Here is a 19890-nt window from a genome sequence, read left to right on the forward strand (position 1 = left end):
GATGGTCGGCGAGACGGTGTCGTCAACGCGGAGGTGAGTGGTGGGCTGCGCCGAGCATCTGCAGCGTCAGATCCCCGTACTCCTTCGCCAGTTCGTCGGGCGTCTGCCGGGCGCGATCGGTGTACCAGCGCGCCACGTCGACGCCCAGCGACAGCACCGCGCGGGCGGCCGTGTGCGGGTCGCCGACGGTGAACAGACCCTCGTCCCGGCCCCGTTCGACGAGAGTGCGGACCAGCTCCTCGATGTCCCGGCGCAGGCTCGCGACCACCGCGTACTCCTGCTCGGGCAACGCCCCGAGCTCGTACTGCACCACCCGCGCGATCGTGTGCCGCCGCGCATGCCACGCGGTGAACTGCTCGACCAGTTCCCGCATCGCCTCCACGGGCCCGGCCGCGTCGTCCTGCGCACGCTGCACCAGCGACAGCGCCTGCTCGTGGCCGCTGCGGCTGATCGCGAACAGCAGGGCGGCCTTCGACGGGAAGTGCACGTACAACGCGGCCGGGCTCATCCCGGCGGCCGCGGCGATGTCGCGCGTGGTCGTGGCGTGGTATCCGCGCCGGGCGAAGGACTCGACACCCGCCAGCATCAGCCGGCGCGCGGCGTCGGGCTGGACCTCGGGCCACAGATCGGCCGGTTGCGGACCGGCGGGCAGGCTCCCAGACATGTGAGAAGTGTAAGCGAGCGCTCAGCGCGGATTGGAGTATCGACCACATGACGACCACCGCAGGCCCCGGAGACCTCACCGGCAAGGTCGCCGTCGTGACCGGCGCGAGCAGGGGCATCGGCTTCGGCATCGCGCAGGACCTGATCAGCCGGGGAGCCAAGGTCTGCATCACCGCGCGCAAACCCGATCCGCTGGCCGAGGCGGTGACCGAGCTCGGCGGGTCCGACGTCGCCCTCGGCGTGGCGGGCCGCGCCGACGACGCCGAGCACCGCCAGGACGCCGTCGCCAGGACGATGGACGCCTTCGGCCGGATCGACTACCTGGTCAACAACACCGGGATCAACCCGCACTTCGGGTCGCTGCTGGACTGCGACGACGCAGCCGCGGCCAAGATCTTCCAGGTCAACGTGCTCGCACCCCTCGCGTGGACGCGCGCCGTGCGCGACGCGTGGATGGGCGAGCACGGCGGCGCGATCGTCAACGTCGCCTCGATCGCCGGCGTCCGGACCTCGCCCGGCATCGGCATGTACGGCATCAGCAAGGCCGCCGTCATCCGCGCGACCACCGAGCTCGCCCAGGAACTCGGTCCGAAGATCCGCGTGAACTGCGTGCGCCCGCCATCGTGAAGACCTCGTTCGCCACCCAGCTCTACGAGGGCAGGGAGCAGGAGATCGCCTCGACGTACCCGCTGGGCCGCCTCGGCGTGCCCGAGGACATCGCCGGCGCCGTCACCTTCCTGCTCTCGGAGAACGCGGGCTGGATGACCGGTCAGACCCTGATCCTCGACGGTGGCGTGACCCTGGGCGGTGGACTGTGACGAGCGAGCCGGCGGTCGCGCTGTCGGGCGCGGCGTCGTCGTCACCGGCGCCGGCCGGGGCATCGGGGCCGCCATGGCACGTGCCTTCGCCGCCGAGGGCGCGAGGCTCGTGCTGGCCGACGTCGACGGCGCGGCCGTCACGTCGGTCGCGCGGGAACTCGGTGCCGTGGCCGTCCCGGGCGACGCGGCGAGCGAGGACGGTGTGCGCACCCTCGTGTCCCGCGCCCGCGAGGAACTCGGCGAGGTCGACGTCTACTGCGCCAACGCCGGCGTCGCCGAACACGGCGGACCCGAGGCACCGGAGGACGCGTGGACGCGGTCGTGGGAGGTCAACGTCATGGCCCACGTCCGCGCGGCGCGCGAACTGCTCCCGGGATGGCTCGAGCGGGGCCGCGGGCACCTGCTCGTGACCGCGTCCGCCGCGGGCCTGCTGACCAACCTGGGCTCGGCGCCGTACTCCGTCACCAAGCACGGTGCGGTGGCCTTCGCCGAATGGGTGCGTGCGACGTACCGCCATCGCGGCGTGAGCGCGCAGGCGCTGTGCCCGCAGGGCGTGCGGACGGCGCTGCTCGACGACGCCGGTCCCGCGGGGCAGGCACTGCTCGGGGCCGGCGCGATCGAACCCGAGGACGTCGCGGCGACGGTCCTGGAGGCGCTGACCGACGGGCGGTTCCTGATCCTGCCGCACCCCGAGGTGGCCGAGTATTACCGCCGCCGCGCCACCGAGACCGACCGGTGGCTGGGCGGGATGAACAAACTGCAGCGGGGCCTCGAGGAAGCCGTGGGCGCAACGGGTGGCAGCCTGGGGCCATGACCCACGAACACGTCGTCGTCGTGACGACCACCGATTCGGAGGACGCCGCGCAGAGCCTCGCCGCCGCTGCCGTGGAGGCGAGGCTCGGCGCGTGCGCCCAGATCGTCGGACCGATCACGAGCGTCTACCGCTGGCAGGGTGCCGTCGAGACCGACCGCGAATGGCGCGTCGAGGTCAAGACCGCGGGCGACCGCGCCGACGAGCTCGTCGCGCTGTTGACCGAGCGGCACGGCTACGACGTGCCCGAGGTCGTCGTCAGCCCGCTCGTGGGCGGGCACGCCGACTATCTGGAGTGGCTCGTCGGCGAGACCCGCTGATGGTGCACGGTGGGACGCCCCGGTTCGCCGGGACGTCCCACCGAGGTTCTTCTCATGCGGGCAGGTCCACGAGGTCGCCGAGCACCGCGCGGTGCCGGCCCGGAGTTCCGAACGCGACCTGACTCGCCTTGGCTCGCTTGAGGTACAGGTGCGCCGGGTGCTCCCACGTCATGCCGATGCCGCCGTGCAGCTGGACGGCCTCCTCGGCGGCGTGCACCGCCGTCTCGGCGCAGTAGGACTGCGCGAGCGCCACCGCCACGGGCGCGTCGTCGTCGCCGCGCGCGAGCGTGTCCGCCGCGTACCGGGCCGCGGCCCGCGCCCCGACCAGCTCCAGCCACAGATCGGCCAGCCGGTGCTTGAGCGCCTGGAACGAGCCGACCGGCCGGCCGAACTGGTACCGCACCTTCAGGTACGCCACCGTCTCGTCGAGACACCACTGGGCCAGTCCGAGTTGCTCGGAGGCCAACAGGCCCGCACCCGTCCGCAGCGCGTGGCGCAGGGCCTGTTCGGCCCGGTCGCCGGTGGCCAGCGGCACGGCCGGCGCGTCGCGGAACGTCACGTCCGCGATCGGCCGGGTCAGGTCGAACGAGACCGGAGTGCTCACCTCGGCCGCGCTCGCCTCCACGGCATACAGCCCCGGCCCGTCCGGCCCGTGGCCGGCACCACGAGGACGTCGGCGACCGCGGCGTCGGCGACCGACCGCACCGTGCCCGCCACCGTGCTGCCCGCCGCGCCGGCGGACACGGTGACATCGGTGGGCAGCGGCGCGTCCGGCGGCGTGGACAGCGGGACGGCCAGCGCGCCCGTGCGCTCGCCCGAGGCCAGACCGCGCAGCAGCGTCGCCACGTCGGTGCTCGCGGTGTCGCACCGCGCCACCGCCGAGGTCGCCAGCACCGCACTGCCCAGGAAGGGAACCGGCGCAACCGCGCGGCCGAGCTCCTCCAGCACCAGGCGACCTCACGTTCCGACGCGCCCTGCCCGCCGAACTCCTCCGGCACCGCGAGACCGGCGAGGCCGAGCTCGCGGGCGAGGGTCTGCCACAACGTCAGGTCGTACGGCTGGTCGCTCTCGACGCGGGCCAGGAGCGCCTCGGGTGAGCACCGGTCGCCGAGCAATCCGCGGACGCTGTCGCGCAGATCGGTCTCGACGTCGGAGTACAGCAGATCCGCGGTGGTCATCGGGGCAGGTCCTTCCAGGCGACGTCCTTGTCGGTGCGGGGTTCGGAGGGCAGGCCGAGCACGCGCTCGGAGATGATGTTGCGCAGCACCTCCGACGTGCCGCCCTCGATGGAATTGCCCTTGCTGCGCAGATACCGGTAGCCGGCCTCGCGGCCGGTGAAGTCCACCAGCTCGGGCCTGCGCATGCTCCAGTCGTCGTAGCGCAGGGCGTCGTCGCCGAGCAGCTCCAGCTCCAGGCCGGCCAGTGCCTGCGCGTTGCGGGCGAACGCGAGCTTCATGCCCGAGCCCTCCGGCCCGGGCTGGCCGACGGCCAGCTGCTGGCGCAGCCGGCTGCCGGCGAGACGGAACGCCTCGGCCTCGACCCACAGCCGCACGAGCCGGTCCCGCAGCTCCGGGGTGCGCAGCTCGGGGCGCTCGCGCCACACCCGGGCGACGACACCCGCCATGCCGCCCTCGCGCGGCTGGGCGTTGCCGCCGATCGCGACGCGCTCGTTCATCAACGTCGTCTGCGCGACCTGCCAGCCCGCGCCGACCTCGCCGAGCCGGTGCGCGTCCGGGATGCGCACGTCGCTGAGGAAGACCTCGTTGAACTCGGCCTCACCGGTGATCTGCCGCAGCGGGCGCACCTCGACGCCGGGGCTGGACATGTCGAGCACGAAATACGTCATGCCCTTGTGCTTCGGCACCTCCGGATCCGTGCGGGTCACCAGGATCGCCCACTGCGCGGTGTGTGCGCTGGAGGTCCACACCTTCTGCCCGTTGACGACCCAGCTGTCGCCGTCGCGCACGGCCCGGGTGGCCAGTGCCGCGAGGTCGGATCCGCGCCCGGCTCGGAGAAGAGCTGACACCACACCTCCTCGCCGGTCCACAACGGACGCAGCAGCTGCTTCTTCAGCTCGTCGCTGCCGAAGCCGAGGATGGTCGGCGCCGCCATGCCGAGGCCGATGCCGATCCGGCGCGGGTTGTTGTCCGGTGCGCCGGCGGCGGCGAACTCGGCGTCCACGACGGACTGCAGTGGGCGCGGGGCGTCCAGGCCGCCCAGGCCGACGGGGAAGTGCACCCACGCCAGCCCGGCGTCGAACCGTGCCCGCAGGAACTCGAGGCGGTCGGTCCGCGCGGGGTCGTTGTCGGTGAGGAACGCGGCCACGCGGCCGCGCAGGGTCCCGGCGTCGAGCGCCGGGGAACTGTCGGTAGCGGTCATCACAGGTACCTCTTCAGCTCTCGGCGGGCCAGGGAACGTTTGTGCACCTCGTCGGGACCGTCGGCCAGCCGCAGGGTGCGCGCCGAGGCCCACAGCCCGGCCAACGGGAAGTCCTGGCTCACCCCGCCGGCGCCGTGCAGCTGGATCGCCTTGTCCAGAATGGACTCGACGGCGGCCGGGGTGGCGATCTTGATGGACTGGATCTCGGTGTGGGCGCCCTTGTTGCCCGCGGTGTCCATGAGCCAGGCGGTCTTCAGCACGAGCAGGCGCAGCGACTCGATCGTCACGCGGGCCTCGGCGATCCACTCCTGCACGACGCCCTGTTTGGCGAGCGGCGTGCCGAACGTCTCGCGGCTCACCGCGCGCTTGCACATCAGCTCGACGGCACGTTCGGCCATGCCCAGCAGACGCATGCAGTGGTGGATGCGCCCCGGGCCGAGGCGTGCCTGGGCGATGGCGAACCCACCGCCCTCCTCGCCGATCAGGTTCTCGGCGGGAACGCGCACGTTCTCGAAGACCACCTCGGCGTGGCCGCCCCCGGAGCTGTCGTCGTAGCCGAACACCTGCATGCCGCGCTTGACATGCAGCCCGGGCGTGTCCCGCGGCACCAGGATCATGCTCTGTTGGCGGTGCGGTTCGGCCTCGGGGTCGGTCTTGCCCATCACGATGAAGATTCGGCAGTTCGGGTTCATCGCCCCGGAGATGAACCACTTCCGTCCATTCAGGACATACGTGTCACCGTCGCGTTCGATGCTGGTGCCGATGTTGCGGGCGTCCGAGGAGGCCACATCGGGCTCGGTCATCGCGAACGCCGACCGGATCCGACCGTCCAACAACGGTTCGAGCCACTCGCGCTGCTGCTCGGACGAACCGAACATGTGCAGCACCTCCATGTTGCCCGTGTCCGGGGCGGCGCAGTTCAGCGCGGTCGGCGCGAGCTCCGGACTGCGGCCGGTGATCTCCGCGAGCGGCGCGTACTGCAGGTTCGTCAACCCCGCGCCGTCGGAGCCGGGCAGGAAGAAGTTCCACAGCCCGCGCTTGCGGGCCTCGGCCTTGAGGTCCTCGACGATCGGCGGGATCGACCACGGGTCGGTGCGCGCGGCCAGCTGCTCGTGGAACACGGGCTCGGCGGGGTAGATGTGGGAGTCCATGAACTCCGTCAACCGCCCGGTGAGCTCCTCGGTGGTGCTGTCGACGGCGAAATCCATCACTTCTCCTTCACGGCGGCGTTGCCGAGTTCGACGAGCGGGCCCACGCCCGCACCGATGCGATCGAAGCCCTCGCCGACCGTCTGACCGCTGCGGAAGCGGTAGTAGATGCCCTCGAGGATCACGGCGAGTTTGAACAGGGCGAAGCCCAGGTACCAGCCCAGCTCCGAGACGTCGCGTCCGGAGGCGCCGGCGTAGGTCTCGACGAGCTCGTCCGGCGACGGATGCCCCGGCGCACGCCCGACGTCGCTCACGGCGTCGAGGTCGAGCTCGTGCAATCGGGAGTACGCCAGCAGCAGGCCGACGTCGGTGAGGGGATCGCCGAGCGTCGACATCTCCCAGTCGAGCACCGCGTTGATCCGGTCGTCCTCGCCGACCAGCACGTTGTCGAGCCGGTAGTCGCCGTGCACGACCGCCGGCGCCGCCGACGTCGGTACCCGGGCGGCGAGCCGCTCGAACAGCTCGTCGATGCCGGGTACGTCGCGGCTGCGGGACGCGGCGAGCTGCTTCGACCACCGCCGCAGCTGCCGTTCGAGGAAGCCGTCCGGCTTGCCGAAATCGCCGAGCCCCACGGCCTCCGGGTCCACGGCGTGCAGCTCGACGAGCGTCTCGACCAACCGGTCGGCGATGGCCCTCGTGCGTTCGGGTCCTCGCGGGCGCAGCTGCTCGGCCGTGCGCAACGGCGAGCCCTCGACGAAATCCATGAGGTAGAACTGCGCGCCCAGCACCTCGGGGTCGGTGCACAGCAGGTGGGCGCGGGGGACCGGCACGGGCGTGCCGTGCAACCCGCTGATCACCCGGTGCTCCCGGCCCATGTCGTGCGCCGTCGGCAGCACGTGCCCGAGCGGCGGCCGCCGCAACACCCAGCGATGGGTCCCGTCGTCGAGCACGTAGGTGAGGTTCGACCGGCCACCCTCCACGAGGCGGGCCGCGAGAGGACCGGTGACGGTCCCCGGCAGCTGTCGGTCGAGGTACGCGCGCAGGCGCGTCAGGTCCACCCCGGGCGGATCCTCATTGCTCATCCGACCTCCTTGTCCTTGAGCGGAACGCGACGTGGTTCCGGTGGGCTGCGCCGCGCGGGTTACGGCACCAGGATGCTGACGGTCTCGGCCACGCACGCGGGCTTGTCCTCGCCGTCGATCTCGACGGTCCAGCGCACGATCGCCTGCATGCCCTGGGAGACGGGCGTGACCTCGGTCAGCTCGGCGCTGCCACGCACCCGCGAGCCGACCGTCACCGGCTGCGGGAACCGCACCTTGTTGAGCCCGTAGTTGATGCCCATGCGCAGTCCGTCCACGCGGTAGATGTCCTTACCGAGACGGGGGATCAGCGAGAGCGTCAGGAACCCGTGGGCGATCGGGGCGCCGAAGGGACCCGCGGCGGCACGTTCGGGATCGATGTGGATCCACTGGTGATCGAGGGTCGCGTCGGCGAAAAGGTCGACCTGGTCCTGCGTGATCGTGTGCCACTGGCTCCGGCCGAGATGCTGGCCGGCGACGGCGACGAAACTGTCGAGGTCGGCGAACACGCGCTCCGGTTCCGTGGTGGTCATGCCCTCGGCCCTCCCGCGACGTAGATGACCTGCCCGGACACGAACCCGGCGCCCTCGCTGACCAGGAACGAGGCCGTGTGCGCGATGTCCTCTGGCCGGCCGACGCGGCGCACCGGGATCTCCTGCGCGGCGGCGGTCTTGAAGTCCTCGAACTCGACACCGACCCGTTCGGCGGTCGCGGCCGTCATGTCCGTGGCGATGAAGCCGGGGGCGATCGCGTTGACCGTCACCCCGAACTTGCCGAGCTCGATGGCCAGGGTCTTGGTGAAGCCCTGCAGCCCGGCCTTGGCGGCCGAGTAGTTCGCCTGTCCGCGGTTGCCGAGCGCCGAGGTGCTGGAGAGGTTGACGATGCGGCCCCAGCCCTGCTCGGTCATGTGCTTCTGCGCGGCCCGCGACATCAGGAACGCGCCCCGGAGGTGGACGTTCATCACCGCGTCCCAGTCGGATTCCGACATCTTGAACAGCAGGTTGTCGCGCAGGATGCCCGCGTTGTTCACCAGCGCCGTGGGCGGTCCGAGCTCGTCGGCGACCGTGCCGACGGCGCGGTCCACCTCGTCGGCGTCGCTGATGTCGGCCGAGAGTCCGATGGCCTTGCCGCCCGCGGCGGTGATCGCCTCGGCGCCGGCCTTCGCACCGGCCTCGTCGAGATCGATCAGGCCGACGGCGAAGCCGTCGTCGGCGAGCCGAGCTGCAACGGCGGCCCCGATCCCACGGCCCGCGCCGGTCACGATGGCGACACGGGACACCGAGTTCTGTCCAGGATTGTCCACCGACACTGTTCCTCCTCATCGAGTAAGCGTGCGCTTAGGAAGTTACCAGTCGCGGCGCCGCTGCGGGAGTCCGAAAACGGGTCGGAGTCCGATGGGCGGGTCGGTGTGAAACCGGTGTGAGCTGCCGGGGCGCGCGGGGGAGTGTGACCCCGGCGTGGGTCAGCTGACGACCTGCGCCAGCACCCTGCGGAAGGCACTCACGTCCACAGTGGACGGATCAGCGGCCAGCCAGGCGCAGGCATCCGTGAGGAACCCCTCGGGGGTCAGCACGCGCACCGTGTCGTCGCCGGCGGCGGGCCCGGCATCCTCGACGGTGATTGTCCCTGCGCGGTTGGGGTAGAGCACGAGCGCGCCGCGCACCTCGATGCCGGGCAGCAACTCCTCGAACACGTCCAGTGCCTCGGCGAGTCTGCTGCCGCCCCCGCCGAAGCGGCGCCCGTTGCGGTGCAGCACGGGCTCCCCGGCGGCGTCGGGTGCGGTCGAGTAGTGGCCGGGCAGCCACCGTTTCGACTCCACCAGCAACAACCGGTGTCCACACAGGACGGCGTGGTCGATGTCGGCGAACACCGACCCGGGCCAGGCGAGACCGTGGAAGATCCGCGCGCCCGGCAGTCGGGTGACGTACCGGCCGAGCATGTCGGCCGTGCGCCGTTCGGCGATCTGGTCGTCCTCGGTGCCGGGGTTGCCGAACACGGTGCCGCGCACCTCGTGCCGCGCACCGCGCAGCGCGGTGCGGCGGGCACGGCCGACCGCGATCACCAGGGCGGCGGCGACGGCGAGCGCCGCGAGGGAGCCCGGCACGGCGACCGGCGTCGGGGCCGTCAGGAGCAGGACGACGGTCAGCAGCGCGGCGCCGACGAGCAGCGTCGCGGGGGCCGCATGTCCGGGCGCCTTCGCCGGACTGAACCGCAGCCGGGGATCGTCGTCGGCGGCGTGCCACCAGGGGAGCGTCTCGGGGTCGACGCGGACCCGGGGCGGCCGGAACGCGGGGTCGTCCCCGAAAGCACGGGCCCGTGCCCGTGCCCGGCCCGGCGGCATGGGCTCGCCGGGCCGGTCGGTGTCCACCGCGTCGAACACGTCGGTCGGCGCGCTCGCGAACCCGCCGTCGTCCGGGTCGAGCCCGTCGTAGAGCCGGCGCAGGTACGGGTCGGACAGCGTCTCGTACGCCTCGCGCAGCACGGCGAAGCGGGCGGCGTCCCCACCGGCGTCGGGATGCCAGCTGCGGGCCCGGGACCGGAACGCCGACTTGATCTCCGCTGCGGAGGCGTCGTCCGGGACCCCGAGCACCGCGTAGAAGTCCTCGGTGGGGCCGGACGGGTCGCCGGTCGCGGTATCCGCGCCCTCATGGGCCACGCGTCGTGCTCCTCTCGCGTCGCGGACGTCGCGGTCCGCCGGGTGTCTCGCCGCTCGGGCGGCCACAATCTACCGACGCGCCGCGGCGGCCCGACTACCGTGGGTGGGGTGGACGTTCGGGTGGTGGACGGCGGGCTGGCGACCGAGCTGGAGGCCAGGGGGCACGATCTGTCGGACGCGCTGTGGTCGGCGCGGCTGCTGGCGGACGCACCCGGGGAGATCGTCGCGGCGCACGAGGCGTTCTTCCGGGCGGGCGCGGACATCGCGATCACCGCCAGCTATCAGGCGAGCGTGCCCGGATTCGCCGCTCACGGCATCGGCCGCGTGGAGGCGGAGCGGTTGCTGAGCCGCAGTGTCGAGCTCGCGCGGGAGGCCGCCCGCCGGGTGGGCGGCGGGACGGTCGCCGCATCCGTCGGTCCGTACGGCGCCTACCTGGCCGACGGGTCGGAGTACCGGGGCGGTTACGGGCTCTCGCACCGGGAGCTGACGGCGTTCCACCGGCCGCGGATCGAGACTCTCCTGGCGGCCGGTCCGGACCTGCTCGCGCTGGAGACGGTGCCGGACGTCGACGAGGCGGTCGCCGAGCTGGCGGCGCTGGAGGCCGTCGGCGGGTCGGGCATCCCGGTGTGGCTGTCCTACAGCGTCGACGGCGACCGGACGCGCGCCGGCCAGCCGCTCGAGGAGGCGTTCGCGGTCGCCGCCGACGAGCGGGTGACCGCTGTCGGGGTGAACTGCTGCGCGCCGGCGGACGTGGTCGAGGCGGTACGCATCGCCCGTGTGGCGACCGGAAAGCCGGTGATCGCCTACCCGAACAGTGGTCACGGATGGGACGCCGCACGGCGTCAATGGGCCGGCCGGGCGACCTTCTCCCCCGAGGAGGTGATGGCCTGGATGGCGGAAGGTGCGCGCCTGGTGGGGGGATGCTGTCGGGTCTCACCTGCGGAGATCGCACAAATAGCGAGAATTATTCGTGATTTTCCGCCCTCACCCGAATGGGGTGAGTAGTCGATCTCGAAAGGCGTTACACGCGCGTGCGTGTGAGCCTGACTTTCCGGGTAGTCCGCAACCACCCGGAAAGGATGGTACCGGCGATGAACATTGGTGATTCGTTCCGCAACGTCATGGACACGGTAATCAACTTCCTACCGAACTTGGCCGTGTTCCTCGTAATTCTCGTTGTCGGCTGGATCGTGGCGAAGGTGCTGCGCAAGGTCGTCAACATGGTGCTCGAGCGCGTCCATTTCGACCGGGCGGTTGAGCGGGGTGGGATCCAGCGGGCCCTCGCACGCTCCAAATACGATGCCAGCGGCCTGATCGCGGCGATCGTCTACTACGCCGTCCTGTTGATGGCGTTGCAGATGGGCTTCGCGGTGTTCGGTCCGAACCCGGTCAGCAATCTGCTCTCCGACCTCGTCGCGTGGATGCCGATGGCCGTGGTCGCCATCGTCATCATCGTGGTGGCGGCGGCGATCGCCAACGCGGTCAAGGACATCGTGTCCTCGGCGCTCGGCGGGTTCAGCTGGGGCAACCTGGTCGCCCGGGTGGCCCAGGGCTTCATCATCGCCCTCGCGGTGATCGCCGCTCTGAACCAGATGGGCGTCGCCACCACGGTGACGACCCCGGTGCTGGTCGCGGTGCTGGCCACCGTCGGCGGCATTCTGGTCGTCGGCGTCGGCGGCGGCATGGTCCGGCCGATGCAGCAGCGCTGGGAGCAGTGGCTGGGCAGGGCCGAGGCCGAGATGCCCGGCAACGGCGGTGCGCAGCAGGCGTACCAGCGGGGCCGTGAGGACACGATGCGCGCACGGTCCGGCGAGCCCGCTGCCGGTGCGGCGGCCGACCCGGACCCGCAGACGGGTCCGATCCCGACCGCGCCCGGTGGGGCCTCGGGCATGCAGTCCGAGCAGCCGCGTCCGGACGCGGGCGACTACCCCAGGTAAGCGGGGTCGAGCACCGAGCACGAGGCTCGCAGCACGAAACGTTCCATCGCCACGGCGGATGCACCCTCACCACGAGGGTGCATCCGCCGTTGTCGTCGGTCGGTCAGGAGAACAGGGCGGGGTCGAGGTCGCTGCCGACGGCCACGGCGGCCGAGGCGAGCAGGCACACTGCGGCCAGCCGCAGCAGGACCCAGTCGCCCGCGGCGTCGTGTGGTTCGGGCGGGGTCCAGCCCGCCTCGTGGGCGGCGTCCTGGACGCCCTTGGCGTAGTGCGCGAGCTGGACGGTCCCGACGCCACCGGCTCCGCCGAGGGTGAGGATGTCCCGGACGGCGGCGGCGTGCTGGTCGACGGTCGCGAGGCGTCCGGGTGCGAGGGTGTTGATGGCCGCGCGACCCGGCCGAGCCGGTCGGCGAGCGCGGCGATCTCGCGCCTGGCGGCGGACTCCCGCCACGTGTGCATCAACCAAACCATGGGGAGTCAGTCTATCCACCCATTTGGGTGGATCTTGAGGGTGGGCGTCACTCCGGGTCCCACTCGCCGTGCAGGTCGTGGTGGGGGTAGATGTCGATCTCGGCCATCCGTGTCCTGGGACGGTGCGCTGACATCTACCCTGTGCGCACCATGACACCGCACGAGTACGCAGCCCGAGGAGTTCGCCCGTGAGTGAAGGTCAGGGCCGGCTGGTCGCGGAGCGTTATCGCCTGCAGGCGCGAATCGGCTCCGGCGCGATGGGGGTGGTCTGGCGGGCCGTCGACGAACGTCTGGACCGCACGGTGGCGGTCAAGCAGTTGCTGCTGCCGCCCGGGCTGAACGCGCGGGAGACCGAGACGGCGCGGCAGCGGGCGTTCCGCGAGGGCCGGATGGCCGCGCGGCTGCAGCATCCGCACGCGATCACGGTCTACAACGTCGCCGAGGACGCCGGTCAGCCGGTGTTGGTGATGGAGTACCTGCCGTCGCGGAGCCTGTCCGATCTGCAGGGCGAGGGACGGCTGCTGCCGCCCGCGGAGGCGGCGCGGATCGGCGCGCAGGCGGCGTCGGCGTTGGCCGCCGCGCACGCGGCGGGGGTCGTGCACCGCGACGTCAAACCGGGGAACGTGCTGATCGCCGAGGACGGCACCGCCAAGATCACCGACTTCGGCATCTCGCGGGCCGCCGGTGACGTGACGTTGACCAGTACCGGGATGTTCGCCGGCACGCCGGCCTACCTGTCGCCGGAGGCGGCGCGAGGGACGGACCCGGGTCCGGCCTCGGACGTGTTCTCGCTCGGCGCGACGCTCTATGCGCTTGTGGAGGGCCGTGGGCCGTTCGGCCACGTCGACAACGAGATCGCGTTGCTGCACAAGGTCGCCACGGGCACGGTCGACCGGCCGCGGCAGGCCGGCCCGTTGACCGGCGCGCTCGAGGCGATGCTGCGGCCGGAGCCGGGGCAGCGGCCGACGATGCCGCAGGTGGCGGACGGGCTCAGCGTGGTGGCCGCCGGCGGGTCGCCGCAGTTCGACCCGCCGACGGTGCCGGCAATGGCCGCGGTGCCGCCGCCCGCCCGGCCGGATGCGACGGCGATCGCACCCGCCGCGGCGCCGGGCACGGGGACGCGGGTCGACATGCCCGCGGCGGCCGCGGAGGAGTCCGGTGCGGACGACGGGAACGCATCCGCCCGGCGCAACCGGGTGGCGGTCACGGCGTTGGCCGTGGTCGGGGCGGTGCTCGCCGGTGTGCTGGTGTCGGAGGTGCTGGTGCGCGCGGCGTCGGACGCCGACGCCGCGCCTGCGCCGAGTCCGCCGCCCACCAGCAGTGCCCCGAGCTCGACGGAGCCCCCGGCACCGCCGCAGCCGTCGCGGGCGGAGATGCAGGCCGCGGTGACGCGGTACTACGCACTGGTCCTGTCCGATGCCGATGCGGCGTGGAACAGCCTCGGCCCGTCGTTGCAGGCCCAGGGCGAGATGCCTACGACGCGTTCTGGGGCGGCTTCGAGGACGTCCGGATCACCGGCGGCCGCGGGCGTTGGACGACGAGACGGTGCAGGTGCAGCTGGTGCTGACCTCGAAGGAGGGGGAGCGCACCCGGCAGGTGCACCAGCTGGGCATGACGGTGTCGGACGCGGGCGATCCGCTGATCGACAGCGACCGGGTGGTCTCGTCCCGTCCGCTCGACGAGGACAAGGACGACGACGCCACGGACGACGACGACAAGGACGACGAGGACAAGGACGAGAAGGAAGAGGAGAAGAAGAAGGAGGAAGAGAAGAAGCGGGAAGAGGAGGAGAAGAAGCGCGAGGAGGAGCGGAAGAAGAAGGAGGAGGAAGAGGAGAAGAAGGAGGACGAGGAGGACGACGAGGAGCGCTGACGGGCCGCACCGGGCGGGGCCGGGGGCCACGGTCGGTGCCGATACGTGTGAGGTGCGTGCGGCCACGCCTGTGCCCTGCGGTAATTTTGGTTCGATTGCCATAGCTGAACGCAGGTAAGGGACATCTTGGCCCAGGACGACGACTCCCCGAAGCCCGAATCCGCGGACGACGCCGCCGACGCCGCCGGGATCGACGACACCGACACGACGTCCGCTGCCGATTCCGGCGAGGACGTCAGCGGTGAGGACCGTGCTGGTCAGACAGACACCGCAGACACTGCCGAAGGCGACGAGGTCGCCGACAGCGAGGCCGCCGGCGCCGATGGCGAGGACGAGGCCGACGCCGGTGAGGACGCTGCGGACACAGCCGCCGAGGACGCTGCCGGCGACGAGGCCTCCGATGGCGCCGCCGCCAACGCCGCCGAGCCCGACCCGGCAGGCGAGGAGTCCACGCCCGAGGCCGATCCCGAACCCAACGCCGCCGACGCGTCCGAGGCCACAGGCGACGGGCCGGTACCCGACCCGTCCGCCGAGACCCAGGCCGACGAACCCCAGGGCGACGAGGTCGAGACCAGCGAGGCCGGGACCGACGAGCCCGCCGACGACGCTTCCGGTGCGGCGCCCGCGGACGACGAACCCACCGTCGAGTCCGGGACCGTCGAGCCGCCCGCTGCCGAAGCGGCGGCCGCAACGGCGACTGGAGAAACGGGGGCCGAGGAGTCGGCGGATACCGACGCGGAGGATCCGCAGTGGCCGTCGGAGACGGATGCGGCAGCCGCGACCGCCGTCCTGACCCCGCCGATTGAGCACGCGGGCCCGGCCGACTCCGGAGAGCCGACCGACGGCACGGACACCGACGACACCGACTCGACCGACACCGACTCCGCCGACACCGACTCCCCGTCGGACCCGGATGTGGCCCCGCCGGTGGCCGCGGCGGCGGGCGGCGGCGTGGCGGCCCGGTTGGCTACGGCGAAGGAGTTCGCGATCGGGCGGCGGAAGGCCGGTGTGATCGCGGCGGCGGTGCTGGGTGTGCTGGCGTTGGTGTGGGTGTTGGACCTGCTCGTCAGCCAGGGCGATGTGGCTCGTGGCCGCACGGTGGCGGGCGCGATGTCGCGGGGATGAGCCGGGAGGATGCCGAGCGCACGCTGCGCGCGGAGCTGGACGAGTCGGGGAAGGTGGACCTCGCCGGCGGCGGTGAGCACACGCTGGACCCGGAGGCCGCCGGGTTGGCGGTGAACTGGGAGGCGACGCTCGACGCGGCGACGGATCAGCCGATCAATCCGTTCAGCCGGTTCTGGTCGTTGTTCGCCGGGGACGACATCGATCTCGTGTCGACGGCCGACGACGCGCAGTTGGATGCCGAGTTGGAGCGCATCCGCGAGGACGTCGACCGCGAGGAGCACGAGGGGACGATCCGCTTCGAGGGCACGCGGCCGGTGCCGGTCGACCCGGAGGAGGGCCGGGAGCTGCAGGTCGCGGAGGCGCGTGCCACGGTGTTGGGCCGGTGGGCGGCGCCGGAGCCGGTGCAGTTGCCGGTGCGGACGTTGGAGGTGGCCTCGACGCCGGAGACGGTCCGGGAGGCGGTCACCGAGTTGGCCGAGCCCGCCGTGTCGGCGCCGGTGACGATCCGGGGCGAGGGCGCCGACGCGACGGTGCAGCCGCGGGGGATCGCGCGGATGTTGACGTTCGACGTCGAGGACGACGGGTCGTTGGTGGCCGGTGTGGATCCGGAGATTCTGCGTGAGGTCGCGGGTCCGCAGGTGCGGTCGACGGAGAACCCGGGCCGGGACGCGCGGTTCACGTTCGCCGGTGGTGAGCCGAATATCGAGCCGTCCACGGATGGTTACGGCGTGCAGTGGGATGCGGTGGCGCGCGAGTTGCCGGAGGTGTTGACCGGTGACGGTGAGCGTGCGGTGACGGCGCCGTACGGGGAGCAGCCCGCGCAGTTCACCACGGAGGATGCCGAGGGGTTGGGCATCAAGGAGGTCGTCGGGGAGTTCACGACCGGCGGGTTCGCGTGGGACTCGGGTCAGAACATTCAGCAGGTGGCCGAGGACGTCAACGGTGCCGTGGTCGAGCCGGGGGAGACGTTCAGCCTGAACGGGTTCACGGGACCGCGCGGCGTCGAGCAGGGCTACATCGGGGCGGGCGTGATTTCCGGCGGGGTGCCGGACACGGCCGTCGGTGGTGGTATTTCGCAGTTCGCGACGACGTTGTACAACGCGAGTTATTTCGCGGGGTTGGAGGACGTCGAGCACCAGGAGCACAGTTATTACATCAGTCGCTACCCGATGGGCAGGGAGGCGACGGTGTATCAGAACCCGGACGGTTCGAGCGTCATCGATCTGAAGTTCAAGAACGATGCGCCGACGGGGATCGTCATTCAAACCATCTGGACGCCCACGGACATCACGGTGAAACTGTGGGGCACGAAGCGGTACGAGGTCGAGTCGGTGAACGGCGGCCAGTACAACTTCACCGCGCCGCCCACGGAGATTGCCCCGGCCGATGCGTGTGTGCCGAGCAGCGGTTCGAGTGGTTTCAGCACGAACGACACGCGCATCCTGCGCGACATCGAGACGGGTGAGGTCGTGGCCCGCGAGCGGCGCGATGTCGTCTACAACGGGGAGACCGCGGTCGTCTGTGCCCAGCCCGAACCCGAGCCCGAGCCCCCGTCGGCCGGCGACGGCGACGGAGGCGACAACGGCGGCGACGGCGGCGACGGCGGCGACGTCGGCGGCGACGGCGGCGCGAGGGCGGCGGTGACGGTGATGCCGGCGGCGACGGCGGCGGTAACGGTGACGGCGGCGGCGATGGCGGCGGCGGTGACGGCAATGGCGGCGGTGGCCCGGGCGGCGACGCCTGACCTGATGCGGCGCCGGTCATCGGGTCGCCGATGCTCGGCTGAACTGTTCGATGAGGGCGGGGTAGCCGGATTCGGCGTGCCCGGCGGCGATCGCGCGGTCGGCCAGTGTTTTGAACAGGGTGGGTAGTTCGGCGTTGACGCCGAGTCGTTCGCTTTCCTCGATGAGGTGGGCCATGCTGCCGGCGTGGGTGGTGAGTGTCGCGTCGTCGGCCGGGTAGGTGTTGTTGTCGATCTGGTCGGCGTAGTCGGTCAGCCACCCGACGGTTTCCTGGGCGATGTGCGCGGCGAACGGGGTGTAGGTGGCTGCGTCGATGCCGGCGGTGCGGAGCAGGGCGACGCCGTGGAGCCAGGCGTTGAGGGTGCCCCACATCATGCTGAGGCCGGCGGCGTCGTACAGCGCGGACAGGCCGTGGTCGGCGCCGAGGTAGGTGGTGGTGCCGAGTGCCTCGAGCGTGCGCCGGTGGTCGCCGAAGGTGGTTTCGGGTCCGCTGAGCAGGATGATGGCGTCGGTGGTGCCGATGGCGGGTGGGACGGCCATGATGGCACCGTCCAGATAGGACGCTCCGTGTTTCTCGGTCCAGCTGGCCATGTCGCGCGCCTGCGTCGAGTCGCCCGAGGTGAGGTTGACGAGGATGCGTCCGTCGAGTTCCCCGGTGATCGGGTCGAGTGCTGCGCGGAGCGCTGTGTAGTCGGTGACGCAGGCGATGACCACCGGGCTGGCGTCGACGGCGGTGTTGACGGATTCGGCGGGTAGCGCCCCGTGGGCTTGGAGTTGGTCGGCTTTGGCGGCTGTTCGGTTCCATACGGTGACCCGATGTCCGGCGGTGAGCAGGGCGCGCGTGAGGGCGCTGCCCATGAGGCCGAGTCCGAGGACGGTGATGTCGGTGTGTGTTGGGGAATTCATGTCGACAGAATGAACGTTGAGACCGGTGTGAAGGTCAAGGAGGATCGGTGTATATCGGAGAATTGAGCCGTCGGACCGGGGTCAATGCACACCAGTTGCGCTACTACGAGGCGCAGGGTTTGTTGGCGCCGGACCGCACCGGCGCCGGATATCGCGTGTACGCGGATGCCGATGTCGTGAAGGTGAAGCAGATCCGCCACCTCCTCGATGCCGGCCTGTCGACCGAGGACATCGCCTACTTGTTGCCGTGCGCCACGGGGGAGGCCCCGGAGTTGGTCGGTTGTCCTGAGCTGCTGGCGGCCATGCGGGCCCGGCAGCAGCACCTGGACGATCAGATACTGACGCTGACGCGCTCTCGGGCGGCGCTGGCGCAGTACATCGGCAAGGCCGAACAAGCCGGCCGCGAGACCTACGGCCCCTTCGGCGCGGCCGCGGCGGGTCCGACCGTCGCCTGAACGGGCCGGCGTTCAGCCCCTGTGGGCGACGGTGCCCGGGCGGCCGCAATCACCTGCCCCGCGACGGTCAGAAGGGTGGGGGTTCGTCGGGGTCTTCGGGCTGAGGACGGACGTGCGACGTCCGGTGTGGGTACGTCCGAGTGGTGTGGTGACGGTGGTGGTGCCGTGGGTGGGGTCGTGGCGGGTTGTCCAGCCGGGTGTGTTCTTCATGCGGTGATGGCGTCGGCACCGTGCGGCGAGGTTGGCCAGTGAGGTGGGTCCGTGGTCGCGGGCCCATTCTTGGATGTGGTCGGTGTCGCAGTGGCGTGCGGGCCGTCGGCACCAGGGGATAGTGCACTCGCGGTCACGCACGCGGATGGCTTCGCGGAGGGTGGTAGTGGGGCGATACCGCGACCGTCCTAGGTCGACGGGGTCGCCGGTACCCGGGTCGCAGAGGACTTTGCGGAGCACGCTCTTGGGGTTGGTCATGATCTCCCGGCCAATGGCGCCGGGGATTGGCCCGTAGCCATCGAGTTCGACCCCGGTCTCGGAGATCGACAGGGCGGTGTCGACGGGCATGTGTAGATAGACCATGGCCGCGGCCTGAGGCACCTGCGCACCGGGATCGTTGCCTAGCAGGAGGTCGACGGCGATGTCGGTGCGAAGCTGTTCAAGGGTGCGGGACTCGCCCTTCTTCCGCAGCTGCCGAGCCATAGCGTCCACCCGGGCATAGCAGGCGGAGATGACCTCGGACCGGGTCGAGAGAATCAGCTCGGATTGGGCGTGATCGCCGTGCTCGACCACAACTTTGCGATCGGCCTCAGACTTACGGGCCCGCTCCACCCGACCACCGGGATCGATCTTCTCCACGAGTCGTCCGACGATGCGCACGAGGTTGTGCGGCTGCCACGTGGTCTCGGCCGCAGACGAGAGCTTCTCCGTCAACTGCGAGTCGACCAGCAGCGCCTGCTCATCGGACAACGGCGCCGTGACATCCAAGACCCGTGAGGCGGGGTAGTACTCGATCAACCCGGCGCGCATCGCGTCCAACAACCGAGGCATCCGCGCCACGAGACTCGACGCGTGAGCGATCCGAGCCTCAACAAACCGCACCGAGGCCCGATACTCCGGCGCCAACGCCTCAGCCAACCAAGCCCGACCCTGTGGATCCCCAGGATCAGCAGCAGCCAACGCCACCATCTCCTCAGCATCCAAACAAGCCCGCCGCCCTCGAATCGAGACAACAGTGGAAGAAACATCCCAAGAACCATTCACCCACCCAATATTACAGAACAATCACACGAAACGAACCACCCACAAGAATGAAGAAACCCCACCACACCAACAACCCCCAGTAACGCACCCCCGAAGCGAAGCAAGGGCACAAACCCCCACCCCAAAAACCTCACCGAAACCAAACCCCACCCCGGAGTGTCATCCCGTCGACCTGAAACCGAAACCATCACACTGCAGGCAGGGCGCAACCCACCACAAAACCGCCACCGAACATCACAACCTTGCGCCCTGCC

17 protein-coding genes and 4 pseudogenes are annotated in these 19890 nt (G+C 71.1%); 10 read left to right on the plus strand and 11 right to left on the minus strand.

The window, feature by feature from the left end; all coding sequences use genetic code 11:
• Positions 1-22: 22 nt before the first annotated feature.
• Entirely contained in the window at positions 23-664 is a 642-nt protein-coding gene (locus BJF85_RS26200; RefSeq protein ID WP_075850542.1) for a TetR/AcrR family transcriptional regulator, read from the minus strand.
• Between the two features lie 47 nt (positions 665-711).
• On the opposite strand from BJF85_RS26200, the pseudogene BJF85_RS26205 reads away from it, so the two are divergent.
• The 3 genes and pseudogenes from BJF85_RS26205 to cutA all read left to right on the plus strand — a co-directional run bounded on the left by BJF85_RS26205 (position 712) and on the right by cutA (position 2612).
• Positions 712-1481, plus strand: a pseudogene (locus BJF85_RS26205) (SDR family oxidoreductase).
• Positions 1471-2295, plus strand: a complete 825-nt coding sequence (locus BJF85_RS26210) for an SDR family oxidoreductase (RefSeq protein ID WP_075850543.1) — start codon at positions 1471-1473, stop codon at positions 2293-2295. Before BJF85_RS26205 ends, BJF85_RS26210 begins: the two are co-directional and overlap by 11 nt.
• Positions 2292-2612, plus strand: a complete 321-nt coding sequence (gene cutA / locus BJF85_RS26215) for a divalent-cation tolerance protein CutA (protein WP_075850544.1) — start codon at positions 2292-2294, stop codon at positions 2610-2612. The genes BJF85_RS26210 and cutA overlap by 4 nt, the downstream gene beginning before the upstream one ends.
• Before the next feature lie 52 nt (positions 2613-2664).
• Here the strand turns inward: cutA and BJF85_RS26220 are convergent.
• The 7 genes and pseudogenes from BJF85_RS26220 to BJF85_RS26250 all read right to left on the minus strand — a co-directional run bounded on the left by BJF85_RS26220 (position 2665) and on the right by BJF85_RS26250 (position 9874).
• Positions 2665-3790: pseudogene (locus BJF85_RS26220) on the minus strand (acyl-CoA dehydrogenase family protein).
• A pseudogene (locus tag BJF85_RS26225) lies at positions 3787-4991 on the minus strand (acyl-CoA dehydrogenase family protein). Before BJF85_RS26225 ends, BJF85_RS26220 begins: the two co-directional pseudogenes overlap by 4 nt.
• Positions 4991-6199, minus strand: coding sequence for an acyl-CoA dehydrogenase family protein (locus BJF85_RS26230; protein ID WP_075850545.1), 1209 nt, complete (start codon positions 6197-6199; stop codon positions 4991-4993). Before BJF85_RS26230 ends, BJF85_RS26225 begins: the two are co-directional and overlap by 1 nt.
• The gene (locus BJF85_RS26235) at positions 6199-7221 is read right to left on the minus strand and encodes a phosphotransferase family protein (RefSeq protein ID WP_075850546.1); all 1023 of its coding nucleotides are present in this window, start codon (positions 7219-7221) and stop codon (positions 6199-6201) included. The genes BJF85_RS26230 and BJF85_RS26235 overlap by 1 nt, the downstream gene beginning before the upstream one ends.
• A 59-nt stretch (positions 7222-7280) precedes the next feature.
• Positions 7281-7751 carry a MaoC family dehydratase gene (locus BJF85_RS26240; RefSeq protein ID WP_075850547.1) on the minus strand — a complete coding sequence of 157 codons (471 nt, stop codon included), beginning with the start codon at positions 7749-7751 and terminating at the stop codon, positions 7281-7283.
• Positions 7748-8521: a 3-oxoacyl-ACP reductase FabG gene (fabG, locus tag BJF85_RS26245; RefSeq protein ID WP_075850576.1), complete on the minus strand. Its 774-nt coding sequence runs from the start codon at positions 8519-8521 to the stop codon at positions 7748-7750. Before fabG ends, BJF85_RS26240 begins: the two co-directional genes overlap by 4 nt.
• Before the next feature lie 159 nt (positions 8522-8680).
• A complete protein-coding gene (locus BJF85_RS26250; protein WP_075850548.1) occupies positions 8681-9874 on the minus strand; it encodes a DnaJ domain-containing protein in 1194 nt (397 codons plus the stop codon).
• A gap of 108 nt (positions 9875-9982) precedes the next feature.
• Between BJF85_RS26250 and mmuM the strand changes: the two genes are divergently transcribed.
• Both mmuM and BJF85_RS26260 read left to right on the plus strand, forming a co-directional pair.
• A complete protein-coding gene (gene mmuM / locus BJF85_RS26255; protein ID WP_255375943.1) occupies positions 9983-10879 on the plus strand; it encodes a homocysteine S-methyltransferase in 897 nt (298 codons plus the stop codon).
• Positions 10880-10965: 86 nt separating this feature from the next.
• Positions 10966-11811, plus strand: coding sequence for a hypothetical protein (locus BJF85_RS26260; RefSeq protein WP_075850550.1), 846 nt, complete (start codon positions 10966-10968; stop codon positions 11809-11811).
• 103 nt (positions 11812-11914) lie between these two features.
• Here BJF85_RS26260 and BJF85_RS26265 read toward each other — a convergent pair whose 3' ends face one another.
• A complete protein-coding gene (locus BJF85_RS26265) occupies positions 11915-12262 on the minus strand; it encodes a DUF6401 family natural product biosynthesis protein (protein ID WP_255375944.1) in 348 nt (115 codons plus the stop codon).
• A gap of 277 nt (positions 12263-12539) precedes the next feature.
• On the opposite strand from BJF85_RS26265, the pseudogene BJF85_RS30845 reads away from it, so the two are divergent.
• From BJF85_RS30845 to BJF85_RS26280, 4 genes and pseudogenes are all read left to right on the plus strand, one after another.
• Positions 12540-13208: pseudogene (locus tag BJF85_RS30845) on the plus strand (serine/threonine-protein kinase); the annotation flags it as partial.
• 619 nt (positions 13209-13827) lie between these two features.
• Positions 13828-14154 carry a hypothetical protein gene (locus tag BJF85_RS30850; RefSeq protein ID WP_255375948.1) on the plus strand — a complete coding sequence of 109 codons (327 nt, stop codon included), beginning with the start codon at positions 13828-13830 and terminating at the stop codon, positions 14152-14154.
• A 126-nt stretch (positions 14155-14280) separates the two neighbouring features.
• Positions 14281-15279 (plus strand): hypothetical protein, encoded by a 999-nt coding sequence (locus BJF85_RS26275; protein ID WP_075850552.1) that lies wholly within the window; start codon positions 14281-14283, stop codon positions 15277-15279.
• Positions 15276-17150, plus strand: a complete 1875-nt coding sequence (locus tag BJF85_RS26280; RefSeq protein ID WP_075850553.1) for a VanW family protein — start codon at positions 15276-15278, stop codon at positions 17148-17150. The genes BJF85_RS26275 and BJF85_RS26280 overlap by 4 nt, the downstream gene beginning before the upstream one ends.
• On the opposite strand, the gene BJF85_RS26285 is transcribed toward BJF85_RS26280, so the two are convergent.
• Positions 17040-17927, minus strand: coding sequence for an NAD(P)-dependent oxidoreductase (locus BJF85_RS26285; RefSeq protein WP_075850554.1), 888 nt, complete (start codon positions 17925-17927; stop codon positions 17040-17042). The genes BJF85_RS26280 and BJF85_RS26285 overlap by 111 nt on opposite strands.
• Positions 17928-17974: 47 nt before the next feature.
• Between BJF85_RS26285 and BJF85_RS26290 the strand changes: the two genes are divergently transcribed.
• On the plus strand, positions 17975-18382 hold the full coding sequence (locus BJF85_RS26290; RefSeq protein WP_075850555.1) for a MerR family transcriptional regulator: 408 nt from the start codon (positions 17975-17977) through the stop codon (positions 18380-18382).
• A gap of 12 nt (positions 18383-18394) precedes the next feature.
• Here BJF85_RS26290 and BJF85_RS26295 read toward each other — a convergent pair whose 3' ends face one another.
• Positions 18395-19561, minus strand: a complete 1167-nt coding sequence (locus BJF85_RS26295) for an HNH endonuclease signature motif containing protein (protein ID WP_139320871.1) — start codon at positions 19559-19561, stop codon at positions 18395-18397.
• Between the last annotated feature and the right edge of the window lie 329 nt (positions 19562-19890).

Source organism: Saccharomonospora sp. CUA-673, from assembly GCF_001942305.1.
Taxonomy (GTDB): Bacteria; Actinomycetota; Actinomycetes; order Mycobacteriales; family Pseudonocardiaceae; genus Prauserella.